At 45.8% G+C, this 16,474-nt stretch carries 14 protein-coding genes; 5 read left to right on the top strand and 9 right to left on the bottom strand.

Annotated elements, in window-relative coordinates; translation table 11 throughout:
• Positions 1–45: 45 nt before the first annotated feature.
• Entirely contained in the window at positions 46–1,278 is a 1,233-nt protein-coding gene (gene srmB / locus IX95_RS19780; RefSeq protein ID WP_006958062.1) for an ATP-dependent RNA helicase SrmB, read from the top strand.
• A gap of 269 nt (positions 1,279–1,547) precedes the next feature.
• Here the strand turns inward: srmB and prfC are convergent, their stop codons facing one another.
• Positions 1,548–3,137, bottom strand: coding sequence for a peptide chain release factor 3 (gene prfC / locus IX95_RS19775; protein WP_019274456.1), 1,590 nt, complete (start codon positions 3,135–3,137; stop codon positions 1,548–1,550).
• A 222-nt stretch (positions 3,138–3,359) separates the two neighbouring features.
• On the opposite strand from prfC, the gene IX95_RS19770 reads away from it, so the two are divergent.
• Positions 3,360–5,411, top strand: a complete 2,052-nt coding sequence (locus IX95_RS19770; RefSeq protein ID WP_038163411.1) for a putative bifunctional diguanylate cyclase/phosphodiesterase — start codon at positions 3,360–3,362, stop codon at positions 5,409–5,411.
• Between the two features lies 1 nt (position 5,412).
• On the opposite strand, the gene rimI is transcribed toward IX95_RS19770, so the two are convergent.
• From rimI to rlmE, 6 genes are all read right to left on the bottom strand, one after another.
• The gene (gene rimI / locus IX95_RS19765; RefSeq protein ID WP_038163409.1) at positions 5,413–5,853 is read right to left on the bottom strand and encodes a ribosomal protein S18-alanine N-acetyltransferase; all 441 of its coding nucleotides are present in this window, start codon (positions 5,851–5,853) and stop codon (positions 5,413–5,415) included.
• A 1-nt stretch (position 5,854) separates the two neighbouring features.
• On the bottom strand, positions 5,855–6,253 hold the full coding sequence (locus IX95_RS19760) for a DNA polymerase III subunit psi (protein ID WP_031342501.1): 399 nt from the start codon (positions 6,251–6,253) through the stop codon (positions 5,855–5,857).
• A gap of 86 nt (positions 6,254–6,339) precedes the next feature.
• Positions 6,340–7,680 carry a phosphoglucosamine mutase gene (gene glmM, locus IX95_RS19755; protein ID WP_038163406.1) on the bottom strand — a complete coding sequence of 447 codons (1,341 nt, stop codon included), beginning with the start codon at positions 7,678–7,680 and terminating at the stop codon, positions 6,340–6,342.
• A gap of 26 nt (positions 7,681–7,706) precedes the next feature.
• Positions 7,707–8,537: a dihydropteroate synthase gene (folP, locus tag IX95_RS19750; protein ID WP_038163403.1), complete on the bottom strand. Its 831-nt coding sequence runs from the start codon at positions 8,535–8,537 to the stop codon at positions 7,707–7,709.
• A 51-nt stretch (positions 8,538–8,588) separates the two neighbouring features.
• The gene (gene ftsH, locus IX95_RS19745; protein WP_038163400.1) at positions 8,589–10,541 is read right to left on the bottom strand and encodes an ATP-dependent zinc metalloprotease FtsH; all 1,953 of its coding nucleotides are present in this window, start codon (positions 10,539–10,541) and stop codon (positions 8,589–8,591) included.
• A 107-nt stretch (positions 10,542–10,648) separates the two neighbouring features.
• Positions 10,649–11,278, bottom strand: coding sequence for a 23S rRNA (uridine(2552)-2'-O)-methyltransferase RlmE (gene rlmE / locus IX95_RS19740; RefSeq protein ID WP_006958070.1), 630 nt, complete (start codon positions 11,276–11,278; stop codon positions 10,649–10,651).
• 113 nt (positions 11,279–11,391) lie between these two features.
• Here rlmE and yhbY point away from each other — a divergent pair, with 113 nt between their 5' ends.
• Complete coding sequence (yhbY, locus tag IX95_RS19735; protein ID WP_006958071.1) at positions 11,392–11,688, top strand: ribosome assembly RNA-binding protein YhbY; 297 nt, start codon at positions 11,392–11,394, stop codon at positions 11,686–11,688.
• A gap of 76 nt (positions 11,689–11,764) precedes the next feature.
• Here the strand turns inward: yhbY and greA are convergent, their stop codons facing one another.
• Positions 11,765–12,238, bottom strand: a complete 474-nt coding sequence (greA, locus tag IX95_RS19730; RefSeq protein ID WP_006958072.1) for a transcription elongation factor GreA — start codon at positions 12,236–12,238, stop codon at positions 11,765–11,767.
• 526 nt (positions 12,239–12,764) lie between these two features.
• Here greA and IX95_RS19725 point away from each other — a divergent pair.
• Both IX95_RS19725 and dacB read left to right on the top strand, forming a co-directional pair.
• Positions 12,765–13,811, top strand: a complete 1,047-nt coding sequence (locus tag IX95_RS19725) for a porin (RefSeq protein ID WP_006958074.1) — start codon at positions 12,765–12,767, stop codon at positions 13,809–13,811.
• A gap of 101 nt (positions 13,812–13,912) precedes the next feature.
• On the top strand, positions 13,913–15,343 hold the full coding sequence (dacB, locus tag IX95_RS19720) for a serine-type D-Ala-D-Ala carboxypeptidase (RefSeq protein ID WP_006958075.1): 1,431 nt from the start codon (positions 13,913–13,915) through the stop codon (positions 15,341–15,343).
• Here the strand turns inward: dacB and IX95_RS19715 are convergent.
• Positions 15,322–16,167 (bottom strand): magnesium transporter, encoded by an 846-nt coding sequence (locus tag IX95_RS19715; RefSeq protein WP_038163398.1) that lies wholly within the window; start codon positions 16,165–16,167, stop codon positions 15,322–15,324. The two genes, dacB and IX95_RS19715, sit on opposite strands and share 22 nt — an antisense overlap.
• Positions 16,168–16,474 lie beyond the last annotated feature (307 nt).

Here is a 16,474-nt window from a genome sequence, read left to right as displayed (position 1 = left end):
CCTTAAATTTATCGTTCTCACTTACCAGCTTGTGGAGACACCAGAGTGATCAAAAATTTTGCTGAACTAGAGCTAGATGAAAACCTGCTCGTTGCAATCGAAGAAATGGGTTATACCCGCCCAACCCAGATCCAGGCCGAAGCAATTCCACAAGCTTTGGACGGCAGAGACATTCTCGCTTCTGCGCCAACTGGTACAGGCAAAACCGCCGCTTTTGTTCTGCCAGCTCTACAATACTTGCAGGACTTCCCGCGTCGTAAGCCGGGGCCTGCTCGTGTGCTGATCCTGACTCCTACTCGCGAGTTGGCAATGCAAGTCGCTGATCAAGCTCGTGCTCTCGCAAAAAACACTAATCTGAACATCTTCACCATCACTGGTGGTGTGCAGTATCAAGAACACGCCGATATTCTCGCTAAGACACAAGATATCGTTGTTGCAACGCCTGGTCGTTTGATGGAATACATCGAAGCGGAACGTTTTGACTGCCGTGCCATTGAATGGCTGATCCTTGATGAAGCGGATCGCATGCTCGACATGGGCTTTGGCCCGACAGTTGATCGCCTTTCTTCAGAATGTCGCTGGCGTAAACAAACGTTGCTCTTCTCTGCAACGCTGGAAGGCAAAGGCGTGGAAGGATTTACCGCAGATCTGCTTAAAGAACCTGCTGAGATCGACGCTGAGCCATCTCGCCGAGAGCGTAAAAAGATTGCCCAGTGGTATCACCGTGCCGATGATATGGCGCATAAACTAGCGCTATTGAAAACGATCATCAACGACCAAGCTGAGCGCTCTATTGTCTTTCTGAAAACTCGTGAACGATTAGCCGAGCTGCGCGTTGAACTGGAAAAAGCGCAAATTCCGTGTGCTTGGATTCAAGGCGAAATGCCGCAAGATCGTCGTAACAATGCCATTGCGCGTTTTCGTGACGGTACCGTAAACGTACTTCTGGCAACAGACGTCGCTGCCCGTGGTATCGACTTGCCAGATGTCAGCCATGTCATTAACTACGACATGCCACGCAGTGCAGATGTGTACCTCCACCGTATCGGCCGTACCGCCCGCGCAGGCAAAAAAGGCAATGCGATCTCTTTAGTTGAAGCCCATGACCAAACCATGATGGACCGTGTGGCTCGCTACGTAAAAGAAGAGATCAAAGAGCGCTTTATTAAAGAGCTTCGTCCGAAACACAAAAAACCAGTGTTTAAGAAGAAGAAAAAAGACGACAAGAAAAAAACTACTTCTAAAGGCAAAAAGAAAGTCGCGAAGAAGAAAAAGTAGTAACAAGCTAGCAATTTGAAAGGGTTGATGTGAGAGCATCAACCCTTTTTAGTTTCAATCGGCTAAAAGAGCATGCTCATTTACAATGAAAACAAAAATACCGCCTCAGATAAGGCGGTATTTTTTTAATAGAAGTTCTCGAAAGATCTTCTAAGTAGTTGGGGGAAGAACAAGGCAACAAGCAAATTCATCCCCATGAGCATAGCTAACTATGTGATTGGGGTGAATTTGTGCAGTTAACGCAGTGCTCCTCCCAAATACGACGAAGATCAGTGTTCGCGAGTCGCTCGGAACTCAACATCTGGGAAACGCTCTTTCGCCAAATTTAAGTTCACCATAGTTGGCGCAATGTACGTCAGGTTATCACCACCATCTAGGGCGAGGTTGGTTTGGTTCTTACGCTGGAACTCATCCAGTTTCTTACCATCTTCACACTCAACCCAACGTGCGGTTGCAACGTTAACGCTCTCATAAATCGCTTCCACGTTGTACTCAGCTTTTAAACGCGCAACAACGACGTCAAACTGAAGCACACCGACCGCACCAACAATCAGGTCATTGTTTTGTAGTGGACGGAATACCTGTACAGCCCCTTCCTCAGACAGCTGTACCAGACCTTTAAGCAACTGCTTTTGCTTCAATGGATCTCTTAGACGGATACGACGGAATAGCTCAGGCGCAAAGTTTGGAATACCTGCGAATTTCAGCGCTTCACCTTGAGTAAAGGTATCACCAATCTGGATGGTACCGTGGTTGTGCAAGCCAATAATATCGCCCGCATAGGCATTTTCAGCACGAGAGCGGTCACCAGCCATGAAGGTTACCGCATCAGAGATATTGATCTGCTTACCAAGGCGCACGTGGTTCATCTTCATACCCTGTGTGTAGGTACCAGATACAATACGCATGAAAGCAATACGGTCACGGTGTTTTGGATCCATGTTGGCCTGAATCTTAAATACGAAGCCAGAGAATTTCTCTTCGTTCGCTTCAACTTGACGCTCATTCGCTTGACGCGGCATTGGCGCAGGCGCCCATTCCGTTAAACCATCCAGCATATGGTCAACACCAAAGTTACCCAGTGCGGTACCAAAGTATACTGGCGTCAATTCACCAGCAAGGAACAACTCCTGATCAAACTCAGGGCATGCACCAATCACAAGCTCTAGCTCTTCGCGTAGCTGCTCCGCTAGCTCAGCACCAACAGCCTCATCAAGCTCAGGGTTATCCAACCCCTTAACAACCAGCTTATCCTGAATGGTGTGGCCTTGACCTGTCGAGTAGAGAATCGTTTCATCGCGATGGATGTGGTACACACCTTTAAACTCTTTACCACAACCGATCGGCCAAGTAATCGGGGCACAGGAAATGTTTAGCTCACTTTCAACCTCGTCCAGTAGCTCCATTGGATCACGGATATCACGGTCAAGTTTGTTCATGAAAGTGACAATTGGCGTATCACGCAGACGGGTAACTTCCATCAGCTTACGTGTACGATCCTCAACACCTTTCGCGGCATCAATGACCATAAGGCAAGAGTCAACCGCGGTTAGGGTACGATAAGTATCTTCCGAGAAGTCTTCGTGTCCTGGTGTATCCAACAGGTTAACTAGGCACTCGTTGTATGGAAACTGCATCACCGAGGTCGTTACCGAGATACCACGCTCTTTTTCCATTTCCATCCAGTCAGATTTTGCGTGCTGCGCAGAGCCACGACCTTTTACTGTACCTGCGGTTTGAATAGCGCGTCCAAAAAGTAATACTTTTTCAGTAATGGTGGTCTTACCCGCATCCGGGTGCGAGATGATAGCGAACGTTCTGCGCTTAGAAACTTCGCCCATAAATGCTGTATTTGACATCAAAGGATCTTCTTCGGTATGAACGCCAGATTGTAGCCAAAATTGGTCATGACATATAAGCTGGCAGATTGATTCGGTTTTGCGCGGTATTCTCCCTTATATTGCTCTTTGGAGCAACAAAGGCAAATAAAACCTCAACAATTCACATCCAAACAAGATACAAATTAAAATATCAATAAATTTGGGCTATAACTAAAGGAGTAGAAGGAACCATATAAAATTATGCCTGCGAGCAAGAAAATAAATTCATTAGCATTCCGACAAGCGAAAACCGTTTTTTTAGTATCCGTGATACTAGGAATAATTTTCAGCTTGTATCAAATTTTGGTGGATCTTCATCAGGAGCAAAAGCGGATTGAAGAACACTACCAATTTAAGTTGCTACAAAATTATTCCAATGCCAGTCAGGCAGCCTATCACCTGAATCAGCTACTCGCTGAGCAGGTCGCATCGAGCCTGATGATGGATGGGGCTATCTATCAGGTTTCGATCGTTGATGACTTTGGAGACACCCTAACCGAACGGGAGAGAGGTGTGTCGCTTGAAAGTTCGTTTACGGAGGCTCTGTCGCGCTACCTGACTCCAACTACTCCTGTCTATAAAACCGAATTACATCAACCCAATTCGCATGTTGTCGTCGGGACACTGAGTTTCTCGGTCAATGGCGCCAATATCGCCAAGGACTTTATCGCCAAGACCAGTCAGATACTGCTGTTTGATCTGTTCCGGAATATCTTGCTGACGACGATCTTATTGTTGTTCTTCTACCAGAAGCTCTCGAAGCCACTGGTGACGTTGATCGACTGGGTTCGTTCACTGCAAGATAAAAAAGCCGAAGTTCCAATGCCGAATCTGTATCGAGATGATGAACTCGGACACTTGGCGAAAACATTCCATAATTTATGGAAAGACAGAGAAGCGGCAGAAGCAAAACTGAATCAATTGGCTTATTACGATTCGCTCACAGGCTTAGCCAACCGTAGTTTACTGCTGCAAATGCTCGAAGAAGCGATCGATAATGCCAACAAAACCAATACATCTGGTGTGCTTTTCTACCTCGATTTAGACCGTTTCAAAACGATTAACGATTCGTTGGGCCACACAATTGGCGACCATCTGATAAAAGCGATTTCTAAACGCATTGAGGCGTGGCTCATTGATGACTACACAGCCGCTCGCATCGGCGGCGATGAGTTTGCCATCTTGATGCCTTCGATCTCTGCGGATAAAGCTCATGAGACCGCTCAGCAGCTTCTTGCTTTGATTTCTAACCCTTACTCCATTGATGATCACTTACTGTACTGTACAACCAGTGTTGGTATCTCGATATTCCCATCCGTGAACAGCACCAACATTGATGTACTGCGTCAGGCGGATACGGCGTTGTATCGCGCCAAGGTGGCAGGCAGAAACAAATACATGTTTTATGAACCTGAAATGCAGGCGCAGGTTGAGTCTTTCCTAGAAATAGAGAAAGGCTTACATGAAGCACTAAATAAAGGTCAATTGGAGCTCTATTACCAGCCTCAGGTTAATGGCGCACAACAAATCGTTGGCGTTGAAGCGTTGATCCGCTGGAACCATCCAGAGAAAGGCGTTTTGCCTCCCGGCGTGTTTATGCCAATTGCTGAAGAAACCGGACAGATCTTACAAATTGGTAACTGGATCATCGAACAGGCCTGCTACCAATATTCACGCTGGCGCAAACAAGGCGTGCTTCCTGATACCTTCCGCCGTTTGGCCATCAACATCAGCCCGCTGCAATTCTCGCAGAACAGCTTCGTTGAACACATTCATGATGTCCTCGCTCAGGCAGACATTGATGGAGAACACATTGAACTGGAGATCACTGAGAATTTACTTTTAGAAAACGTAGAAAGTGCAATTCAGAGAATGAGTGAGCTTAAGCAGCACAACCTCAAAATATCGATCGATGACTTTGGTACTGGGTACTCTTCACTTAGGTATCTAAAACACCTGGCAGTCGATGTACTTAAAATTGACCGCTCATTTGTCACCCAACTTCATTTGGACGAGAGTGACCAAGCGATCGTCGATACCATAATAATGACCGCACAACGGCTCAATCTGGAAGTCATCGCGGAGGGGGTGGAAGATGCCAACGAATTGAATACGCTCAAACAACTCGGTTGTGATCAGTTCCAAGGTTATCTGTTCGACAAACCTTTGCCTGCTTCCGAATTGATTTCACGTTTTGAAGCGAATTTCTATCCGGTAGAAGGGTCTCCTACCATCAAAGCGGTACAGAAATAATCTAGAAGAAGATGTAACTCATGATAATGGCATCTTCTTTTCCGGTCGCCGTTGGGTAGTAGTTAACGCGGCGATCAACCTCATTAAAGCCTACCGCCTCATACAAGTTAGCCGCGCGAATATTACTTCCCCTCACCTCTAACCACGCGCTTTCCGCTTTTACTTGCTCACACATAGTCAAAAACGACTCAATCAGTTGTTTGCCATATCCTTTGCCTTGCTGGGCAGGGTCAACAGCAATGTTTAGAAGAGTCACCTCGCCTACAATATTCTGAGCATAAAAGTAACCAACCACCTTATCTTCATCCATCAACACATGATGACACGCTCCTCTGCTTGTCACGTCACGAATCATCGTTTCTGACCAAGGGTGGGTATGAGCCTGAGTTTCTATTGAATATACCGAGTCTAGGTGAGCATTTGTTAGAGGAAGTAATGTCATACTATTTTAAAGCTTGGATTTGCTGCCAAAGCGCGCGTTTGTGTTGCTGATTGCCGTCAATTTCACTTAGGCTTGGAGATTGAAGCGTTTTGATACCAAGTTCCATCTGTACTTCACTGCCTGCGAACCAGATCCAGTCAACCTTAGTAGCACTTAGTAAAACCAGATGTTCAGGGGCTAAGTAACGAGTTTGATCCAACGTCAAATTGATCGTTTTTAAGATATTCTCAAACAAAGTTGCAGTCTCACCTGACGGTTTTTGAGGCGAAACCAAGAGCATTTTGCACTCATCAGGCAAACGAATACCTTCAGTACTATAGCCTTGCAATCTCTCTGGGTGAGTCAGCTCATAGGCTTGAATCCCCATTTCGTGTAAGTATGTAAGCTCTCGGGTCGACATCATTGGCAAATCGCTAGAATAAAAAAACGGTGCCATGCTATCACAAGCAGGCACCGCTATTATATGACTAAACGAAATGAAAGGTCCTAGAAGCTAGCTTTCACTGCGTCTGCAATTTTTAATGCTGATGATTTCACAAGCTCAGCGTCTTCACCTTCCACCATGACGCGGATTAGCGGTTCAGTACCTGATTTACGTAGTAGCACTCGACCTTTATCACCAAGTTCCGCTTCAACCGCAACGACAGAGGCTTTTACCACTTCAGCTTCTAGTGGATTAGAATCACCAGAAAAACGGACATTCTCAAGAACTTGAGGGTACAACGTCATACCTTGAGAAAGTTCATTCAGGGACATGTCACTGCCAACCACTGAAGCCAGTACTTGCAGCGCTGCCACAATGGCATCTCCGGTTGTCACCTTATCAAGTAAGATCACATGGCCTGAATTTTCCGCACCGATTTTCCAGCCTTTTTCAAGCAGCTGCTCCATTACATAACGGTCACCTACTGCGGCACGAACAAAGGGAATACCTAATTGTTTGAGGCCATTTTCCATACCCAGGTTCGTCATCAGGGTTCCAACCACACCACCTTTCAGTTCACCGCGACGCAAGGCATCACGAGCGATGATGTAAGCAATCTGGTCGCCATCGACTTTATTACCAAGGTGATCGACCATAATGATGCGATCACCATCGCCATCGAATGCCAGACCAAGGTGAGCTTGCTCTTCCACTACTCGTTGCTGTAGCGCTTTAACATCCGTCGCACCCACTTCGTGGTTAATATTCGTGCCGTTAGGCTCGATACCCATAGCAATGACATCTGCACCTAGCTCGCTAAAGACGGCTGGAGCTATGTGGTAAGTCGCACCATGCGCACAGTCCACCACAATTTTCAATCCAGCAAGGCTCAACTCAGAAGGGTATGTGCTTTTACAAAACTCAATGTAACGACCAGCAGCATCATCAAGACGGCTGGCTTTACCCAACAATGAAGACTCGACACATTCAATGTCTTTATCAAGTTCCGCTTCAATCGCGAGTTCGATATCGTCAGGAAGCTTAGTACCTTCCGAAGAAAAGAACTTAATGCCGTTATCGTAGTAAGGGTTATGAGAAGCCGAAATCACAATGCCAGCTTCTGCGCGGAATGTCTGGGTCAGGTAAGCCACTGCTGGCGTTGGCATTGGACCAGTAAAGGTAGCTTTCAAGCCAGCGGCAGCAAGGCCTGCCTCAAGTGCAGATTCCAGCATGTAGCCAGAAATACGGGTATCTTTACCGATAATTACTTTTTTGGTGCCCTGCTTTGCCAGAACACGTCCTGCTGCCCAACCAAGCTTAAGTACAAAATCAGGTGTAATTGGGTACTGACCCACTTTTCCTCGTACACCGTCGGTACCAAAGTAACGTCTTTTATCAGACATAATTATTCCTTTTTATAATCTATTTCTCAGTGGTTACTTTGCACCATAGAGACAATCTTTACAGCATCAAGCGTTTGTTCGAAGTCGTGAACTCGAATGATCTGAGCACCTTTCATTGCAGCAATTGTCGCACAGCTGACACTAGCGGCAACACACTCGGCAGGCGCTTTATCCAGCAACTTAAACAACATCGATTTGCGAGACATACCAGCCAGAAGCGGTAAGCCAAATTGATGAAATTGCTCAAGGTGAGCCAACATGTGGTAGTTGTGCTCAAGCGTTTTTCCAAAACCAAAGCCCGGGTCAAGAATCAATTGACTCTTTTTCATCCCTTTGGCTTCACATGCTTGTACTCTTTCTTGCAGGAATTCACCGACTTCTTTAAGTAAATCGTCGTAATGAGGATTTGCCTGCATGGTTCTTGGCTGTCCTTGCATGTGCATAAGACACACCGGTAACCCGGATTCTGCAGCAACCTCAAGCGCACCTGGCTCTTGCAGTGCCCGAACATCATTAATAACGTCCGCACCCGCTTCAATGGCCTGACGCATGACTTCTGCTTTGCTGGTATCAATAGAAATCCATACGTCAAAGCGTTCACGAATCGCTTTGATCACCGGAATCACCCGACTAAGCTCTTCTTCCAAAGCCACATCAGGTGCACCAGGGCGAGTCGACTCGCCACCGATGTCGATAATACTAACGCCTGCGTTAATCATTTTTTCTGCCTGAATCATCGCATTCTCTAGTGAATTGTATTTTCCACCATCAGAGAACGAGTCAGGCGTGACGTTGAGAATACCCATAACTTGAGGCGTTGATAAGTCGAGGGATTTATTATTTGCTGTAATAATCATAAAAAATACAAAAACCCCGAGTTTCCTCGGGGTTTATTTTATTGGTTTGCGTTATTCAGAATCTTTCTTTTCTGTCGTCTGCTCTTCTGTAGACTCAGAAGAAGAAGCGGATTCTTCTTTCACAGGCTCAGCTTTCGCTTCTGGTTGCTCTGCCTTAGCTTCCAGCTTGCTGTCGGAGTTATCACCCCAACCCGCTGGCTCACGAATATCCGACTTGCGATCCATCAGGTCATCAATTTGACCTGCATCGATGGTCTCATACTTCATCAACGCATCTTTCATTGCGTGCATGATATCCATGTTATCTTCAAGGATCTGTTTTGCACGCGCGTAGTTGCGGTCAATGATCTTACGTACTTCGTCATCAATCAGCTTGGCGGTATCGTCAGACATGTGTTTAGTCTGAGTTACGCTACGGCCCAAGAATACTTCACCTTCTTCTTCTGCATAAAGAAGTGGCCCTAGTTTCTCTGAGAAGCCCCATTGAGTCACCATCTTACGCGCAATATCAGTTGCACGTTCGATATCGTTAGAAGCACCAGTTGATACTTTGTCTGCACCGTAGATAAGCTCTTCAGCAAGACGGCCACCGTACAGGCTCGAGACCATAGACTCGAGATGCTGACGCGACATGCTCACACGGTCTTGCTCTGGCAAGTACATCGTCACACCCAACGCACGACCACGTGGAATGATAGAAACCTTGTAAACTGGATCATGTTCAGGAACCAGACGACCAACGATTGCGTGGCCTGCTTCATGGTAAGCCGTCGACTCTTTAGTCTCTTCAGACATCACCATAGAACGACGCTCAGCACCCATCATGATTTTGTCTTTGGCTAATTCAAACTCAACCATAGATACGTTGCGCTTGTTACCACGTGCTGCAAACAATGCCGCTTCGTTTACTAGGTTAGCTAAATCAGCACCAGAGAAGCCTGGTGTACCACGAGCGATTAGAGATGGTTCTACATCACCGGCTAGTGGCACTTTACGCATATGAACTTTAAGAATCTGCTCACGACCACGAACGTCTGGTAGACCAACCACAACCTGACGGTCAAAACGACCAGGGCGAAGTAGCGCTGGGTCAAGAACATCTGGACGGTTAGTTGCCGCAATCACGATGATACCTTCGTTACCTTCGAAGCCATCCATCTCAACGAGCATTTGGTTCAGTGTTTGTTCACGCTCATCGTGACCACCACCAACACCTGCACCACGTTGACGACCTACTGCATCAATCTCATCGATAAAGATAATACAAGGTGCGGCTTTCTTTGCTTGCTCGAACATGTCACGGACACGAGATGCACCCACACCAACGAACATTTCAACGAAGTCAGAACCTGAAATAGTAAAGAAGGGTACCTTCGCTTCACCAGCTATCGCTTTAGCAAGCAGCGTTTTACCAGTACCAGGAGGACCAACCATCAGAACACCAGTCGGGATTTTACCGCCCAGTTTCTGGAAGCGGCTTGGATCACGCAGGTAATCAACCAGTTCTTTTACGTCTTCTTTTGCTTCATCACACCCAGCAACATCACCGAATGTGGTTTTGATTTGTTCTTCGCTCATCATACGAGCTTTGCTCTTACCAAAAGACATTGCGCCTTTACCGCCGCCGCCTTGCATTTGACGCATGAAGAAAATCCATACACCAATCAGTAAGATCATTGGGAACCAAGAAATGAAGATAGTACCTAGTAAGCTCTGCTCTTCTGGCGGAGTACCTTGCACTTTCACATTCTGGTTGATCATGTCATCCAGTAATTTCTGGTCATAGACCGGCATGTAAGTAACATAACGCGAGCCACCGCCACGACGAGTGAAAGTAATTTCCTCGCCCTTAAATGTTGCTTCCTGAATCTGGCCTTGGCCAACTTCCTGTACAAACGTGGTGTAATCAACCGCCCTGCCGTTACTTTCTCCAGGGCCGAAGCTCTGGAAAACCGACATCAAGACTACGGCGATTACAAGCCACAGAATTAAATTTTTTGCCATGTCACTCAAGGTGTCAGCCTCGCGATAACTAATTGTAATTAAAGGTAGGGTACTACAGTTTTTTGACTGTAGCTACAGTGTTAACTGCTGCTCGATTGAGCAAATAGTTAACCTTTGTAACCAGTGGCTACAATAAAAACTTCTCGGGAACGAGCCCTTGAAGAGTCAGGTTTACGGATTTTCACGACTTTGAACATGTCACGAACGTCTTTTACGTATTGATCGAAGCCTTCGCCCTGAAATACTTTCACAACAAAACTACCATTGGGCGCAAGAACTTGTCGACACATATCTAAAGCTAATTCAACCAAATACATTGCACGTGGCTGATCGACCGAATTGTTACCTGCAATATTAGGCGCCATATCAGACATCACCACATTCACCATAGAAGGTTGAATTCGATCCAGCAAAGCTTCTAGTACAGCGTCTTCACGGAAGTCACCTTGTAGAAAGCTCACGCCAGCAATAGGATCCATTGGAAGTAAATCACACGCGATGATTTTACCTTCGTCTCCTACTATCTTAGCAGCATATTGAGACCAACCACCGGGAGCCGCACCTAAATCGACGACAGTCATCCCAGGTTTCAATAGTTTGTCTTTGGTTTGAATCTCTTCCATCTTGAAGTAAGCACGAGAACGATAGCCCTTTTTACGCGCTTCATTGGCGAACTTATCGTCAAAATGTTCTTTCAACCAACGGCCTGAGCTCGCCGAATGTTTTTGTTTACTCATTCGATTCCTAACTAATAGAGGGACCAACTTGCCCAATAAATTATAGTCTTCAAGGGTAGATGGCGTTAAAATGGTATTTTTCAACCCTTATAGTAAAGAAAATTGGCCGCGTAATGAACCTAAGCACCAAACAAAAGCAGCATCTAAAAGGCCTAGCGCACAGTCTAAAACCTGTTGTGCTTATGGGCGCAAATGGACTAACTGAGGCTGTTCTAGCGGAAATAGAAATCGCTCTTAATCACCATGAACTGATTAAAGTGAAAGTTGCCTCTGAAGATCGCGAAACGAAAAACCTGATTATTGAAGCTATCGTACGCGAAACTGGCGCAGAAAAAGTACAAGTGATCGGTAAAACACTGGTTATGTACCGTCAGACTGAAGAGCGTAAAATCGAGTTGCCACGTAAATAAGCGAACCTCGGTTTCAATGCTATAAAAAAGGTCGCACTATGCGACCTTTTTGGTTTCTCAAACAGCCAATCTACGATTAAACGTATTCTACACTGTCAATTTCAAAGTCACGATCGCCGCCTGGTGTTGAAATCACTACTTCATCGCCTTCCATCTTACCAACCAAGCCACGAGCGATTGGTGAGCTAACAGAAATACGGCCAGCTTTGATATCCGCTTCATCGTCACCGACGATTTGGTAGGTTTTCTCTTCTTCGGTATCACAGTCAATCAAAGTGACGGTTGAACCAAAAATGACCTTGCCTGAATTATCCATCTTAGTAACGTCAATAACCTGAGCTACAGACAGCTTGTACTCAATATCACGGATCTGAGCTTCGCAAATACCCTGCTCTTCACGTGCGGCATGATATTCAGCATTTTCTTTCAGATCGCCTAATTCACGCGCTTCCGCAATAGCTTCAGAAATCTGTGGGCGAAGCTTTAGTAGTCGGTCTAATTCTTCGCGCAGCTTTTGTTCGCCACGCACTGTCATTGGGACTTTTTCCATTGTTTACCTCATTGCCAAAGCTATCTTTGGACAAAACAAAACTACCCAATCCGGTGGATTAGGTAGTGAGTTAACTAATCAATTTCCTTTAGTGTAAACAAAGTTAGCGAGTAAATCATCTGAATTCAATATTCGATATTTTTGCGTCTTATATATGATAGTTCAATCAACTAAATTGCCTTCTCAAGTCTTTTTATAGTTAACCCATTGAATAAAAAGATCTAAATAATAGAAACATAAACAAACGATAAAAACGCAACACGCCCCCTTTAAAAACAAACAGTTGAGTATTTTTTACATTAAATAAAACACTGTTCATTAGTCCGATTTATATCATTTTACTAACTCATCGAGGAACTTTGGCGGTACAACAATGCTCACCAAATGCTCTATGACACTCAATGTGTGTGACGTTTCTTATTGATTATGCACTTGAAACCATAGAACGGAAGAAAGAGAAAGGCGAAGCCATGGCGGAGCGTTTTCTCAAAAAACTATTTATGGACAGTAAATTAGGACTTATAAGATGAACAAAACTCTGATCGCTCTAGCAGTTTCTGCAGCAGCAGTGGCAACTGGCGCAAACGCGGCGGAAATCTACAACCAAGACGGTAACACTATCGAAATGGGTGGTCGCGCGGAAGCACGTCTAGCTCTTAAAGATGGCAAGGCAGAAGACAACTCTCGCGTACGTCTAAACTTCCTAGGTACAGCTCAGATCACTGACAGCCTATACGGTGTGGGTTTCTACGAAGGTGAGTTCACTACTAATGACAATGGCGGCGCTACAGATGGCAACAACAGCTCATCTGATCTAACTAACCGTTACCTATACGGTGGTATCGGCGGTGCTTTCGGTGAAGTAACTTACGGTAAGAACGACGGTGCGCTAGGTGTTATCACTGATTTCACTGATATCATGGCTTATCACGGTAACTCTGCAGCGTACAAAATCGCAATTGCTGACCGTTCAGACAACATGATCTCTTACAAAGGCCAATTTGCTGACCTTGGCGTAAAAGCAAGCTACCGCTTTGCGGATGGTTCTGCTGATGGCAACAACGGTTACACAGACAACGATGCAGATGGCTACTCTCTATCTGCAATCTACGCAATCGGCGAAACTGGCGTTAAGCTAGGCGCGGGTTATGCTGATGGAAACCAAACAGGTGTTGACGGCTTCACTGCGACAGATGTTGTTGAACGCAACCAGTACATGCTAGCAGCTTCTTACGCAATCAACGACCTATACTTCGCTGGTACATTTGTTGACGGCGAAGACCAAGTGAAAGGTTCTAGCTCAACAACTGATAAGACAGGTTACGAACTAGCAGCAGCTTACACTATGGGCCAGACTGTATTCACAACGTCTTACAACTACCTAGAAAACAAAACAGGTTCAACTAAAGAAGATGCTGCAGATAACATCGCTATCGACGCAACATACTACTTTAAGCCTAACTTCCGTGGCTACGTATCGTACAACTTTAACCTGCTAGACGACGACAAATCTTACATCTCTAAAGCAGATGCAGAAGACGAGCTAGCTCTAGGTCTACGTTACGACTTCTAATTTGTGACTTAATGTCATGAACTCTAAACGCCCGCTTCTAGCGGGCGTTTTTTTTACTGGCTATACTGCTTTCTTGTCTTTAGATCTCACGGCGCTTTGCTATGCAGCTTTCCAAACTGTTTCTGTTGTTTTTTATCTCTTTATTTTCTCTATCAGCTTTTGCCTATGCGCCCGTGGGTCAACTGCCCGATGGCAGTCGAGCTGCCCTACTTGTCGAATCACTCGACCAGCAAAACTCCTTACTTGATACTCACAATAGTGATCAGTACTTTCCTCCGGCGAGTACACTCAAACTCGTCACTGCCTTGGCTGCAAAGCTCGAGCTCGGTGATAACTTTCGCTTTGAAACCCAACTTGAGCAAATCGGTAAAGATGTTGTCATCCATTTTTCTGGCGACCCGACTTTGGCAACTGAGGATTTGAAGCAACTATTTGTCGTCGCCAAAAGAAATGGACTTAGCCGAATTGATGGAGACATCTGGTTAGATAACAGTGCGTTTACTGGATACGACCGCGCTGTCGGCTGGCCGTGGGATATACTAGGCGTTTGCTATAGCGCGCCGGCAACTGCCATTTCGCTTGATGGTAACTGTGTCCAAGCTTCTATTTATACTCAAGAGGATGGCAACACACGCGTGTACGTACCGGAGCACTTCCCTGTCTACGTAACCACTCAGGCATCAAGTGTCAGCAAAGACCAGCAAGAAAGTACTCAGTGTGATTTAGAACTTATCTCCTCTCCAGATAACCATTATCAGCTTCAAGGTTGTTTAACCGAGCGCAGCAAACCACTGCCACTCAAATTCGCGGTACAAGATCCTGAGCTTTACACTCAACGAATGTTAAACAGCGTGTTGAACCAATTAAATCTGCCTTTCTCAGGAACGGTACGAATTGGACAGCCTGCTCATTCAACCAACAAGGCCCTTCTAGCCACTCACAGCTCCTTACCACTCACAGAGCTACTTGAGACCATGCTGAAAAAATCGGATAACCTGATCGCCGACAATCTAACTAAAACTCTGGGGGCCAAGTTTTATATCCAGCCCGGTAGCTTCAGCAATGGTACTGAAGCCATTAAGCAGATCATTTTTTCTAACACCGGGATAAACTTAGAAGCCACTCCAATGGCCGATGGTTCCGGTTTGTCACGCAACAACCGTTTTACCAGCCAGGCGATGTCGAAAATCTTGCGCTATATCTGGCTCAACGACAGCACATTGAAGATGATTGATTTGATGCCCAAGTCGGGTGAATCTGGCACGCTAAAATATCGCCGAAGTATGCGTAAAGAACCGATAAAAGGTGCATTCATCGCTAAAAGTGGCTCACTTTACGGCAGCTACAATATGGCTGGATTTGGGCTCGATAGCTCAGGGAAGCCTACCACCTTGTTCGTACAGTACGTGGCGGATTATTTGCCGCCAAAGAAAAAGAGCGATGATAAACCTACCATCGCTCCTATCACACAATTTGAAACCTTGTTCTATCAGGACATCGTAAAGTTCAGTCAGGCGATACCTAAGAAATAATTCACAACGGTGAAGTAAATCCACATACCGGATATATCGACAATCGAAGCTAACACTGGGCTCACCAATACGGCTGGGTCCAGTTTGAATGCTCGAGCGAGTATCGGTAGCAAACCACCTAAGGTTGTCGACATCGTCACCTGAATAAACAGTGCGACAGCAATCGCCAGTGCGATATTGCTCAGATCAAAGCCGCCCGTTGATGTCCCATCACTGAACAACATGACCCTGCCAACAATGACCAAAGCGATAGCCAAAGCCAAACACAGTGCAACACGACTTTCTTTCCAGAATACCGCCAACCACTGGCGCTTTTTCAGCTCTCCAGTAGCTAAGGCTCGTATCACCAAAGTCGCAGCTTGAGAACCAGTGTTGCCACCAGCTGCTGCAATGACAGGCATATAAACCGCCAACAATACCAGCTGACTCAAGGTGTCCTCATACTGGGCAATAATCAGCCCAGAAACGATACCCAGCAACGCCAAGGCAATGATCCAACCAATGCGTTGTTTTACGTGCCCCAATACGGACGTACTAAGATAACTGTTGGATGTTTCCACCTCTGAATGAATCAGGCCTAACTGGTGCGCGTAATGGCGCGCGAGTTTGTCATGGCCTTCATTTTCCAGCACAGAAATCAACTGCTGGACATAACCAACTGAACAGTGGTGCAAGATAGCCACCGCTTCTTCAATAGGCATCACTGTCAACAAATGAACCTGCTGGTGTTGCTCATATTGCAGAAATGCATTACGGGCTGCCCCAATCTCTTCCGAAGAGAAATGTAGGTTGTTTTCAATGTATGTATTGCTCATTACCGTCATGGCGAATCTCCCGATTGGCAGTAGGTAACGACCATCCAGCTACAGCACGCACAACAAATCGAACGCATACTGAGTATGAGTCTGTAACTGAATACTAGATAGGAAGGAGAAAAATCTGAGATTACTTAAGAAAAGAGTCACTCTGCCACTTAGGCAGAGACGAAGATCGCCAATACCGAAGCGGTTTATTTTTCTCCCTTCATACTAGGAGGATGGTCGGTATTGTTCATAAAAATCTCCGAATGAACTGCCAGTTTGGCAGCGCGGGCATGATAACAAAGCGCAGACTTTTTTACAGTCAATTTAG

Origin of the sequence: Vibrio sp. B183, from assembly GCF_000740665.1 — a bacterium.
Taxonomy (GTDB): domain Bacteria; phylum Pseudomonadota; class Gammaproteobacteria; order Enterobacterales; family Vibrionaceae; genus Vibrio; species Vibrio coralliilyticus.
The sequence above is the reverse complement of the archived record's forward strand: the minus strand, read 5'-3'. Positions and strand labels throughout refer to the sequence as shown.

Bases quoted from the DNA above. Each gene is read 5' to 3' on its own strand.
- IX95_RS19770 (WP_038163411.1), top strand. From the start codon at position 3,360: ATGCCTGCGAGCAAGAAAATAAATTCATTAGCATTCCGACAAGCGAAA.
- IX95_RS19715 (WP_038163398.1), bottom strand. From the start codon at position 16,167: ATGACGGTAATGAGCAATACATACATTGAAAACAACCTACATTTCTCT.
- glmM (WP_038163406.1), bottom strand. From the start codon at position 7,680: ATGTCTGATAAAAGACGTTACTTTGGTACCGACGGTGTACGAGGAAAA.
- rlmE (WP_006958070.1), bottom strand. From the start codon at position 11,278: ATGAGTAAACAAAAACATTCGGCGAGCTCAGGCCGTTGGTTGAAAGAA.
- prfC (WP_019274456.1), bottom strand. From the start codon at position 3,137: ATGTCAAATACAGCATTTATGGGCGAAGTTTCTAAGCGCAGAACGTTC.
- IX95_RS19760 (WP_031342501.1), bottom strand. From the start codon at position 6,253: ATGTCGACCCGAGAGCTTACATACTTACACGAAATGGGGATTCAAGCC.
- folP (WP_038163403.1), bottom strand. From the start codon at position 8,537: ATGATTATTACAGCAAATAATAAATCCCTCGACTTATCAACGCCTCAA.
- greA (WP_006958072.1), bottom strand. From the start codon at position 12,238: ATGGAAAAAGTCCCAATGACAGTGCGTGGCGAACAAAAGCTGCGCGAA.
- rimI (WP_038163409.1), bottom strand. From the start codon at position 5,853: ATGACATTACTTCCTCTAACAAATGCTCACCTAGACTCGGTATATTCA.
- IX95_RS19725 (WP_006958074.1), top strand. From the start codon at position 12,765: ATGAACAAAACTCTGATCGCTCTAGCAGTTTCTGCAGCAGCAGTGGCA.
- yhbY (WP_006958071.1), top strand. From the start codon at position 11,392: ATGAACCTAAGCACCAAACAAAAGCAGCATCTAAAAGGCCTAGCGCAC.
- dacB (WP_006958075.1), top strand. From the start codon at position 13,913: ATGCAGCTTTCCAAACTGTTTCTGTTGTTTTTTATCTCTTTATTTTCT.
- ftsH (WP_038163400.1), bottom strand. From the start codon at position 10,541: ATGGCAAAAAATTTAATTCTGTGGCTTGTAATCGCCGTAGTCTTGATG.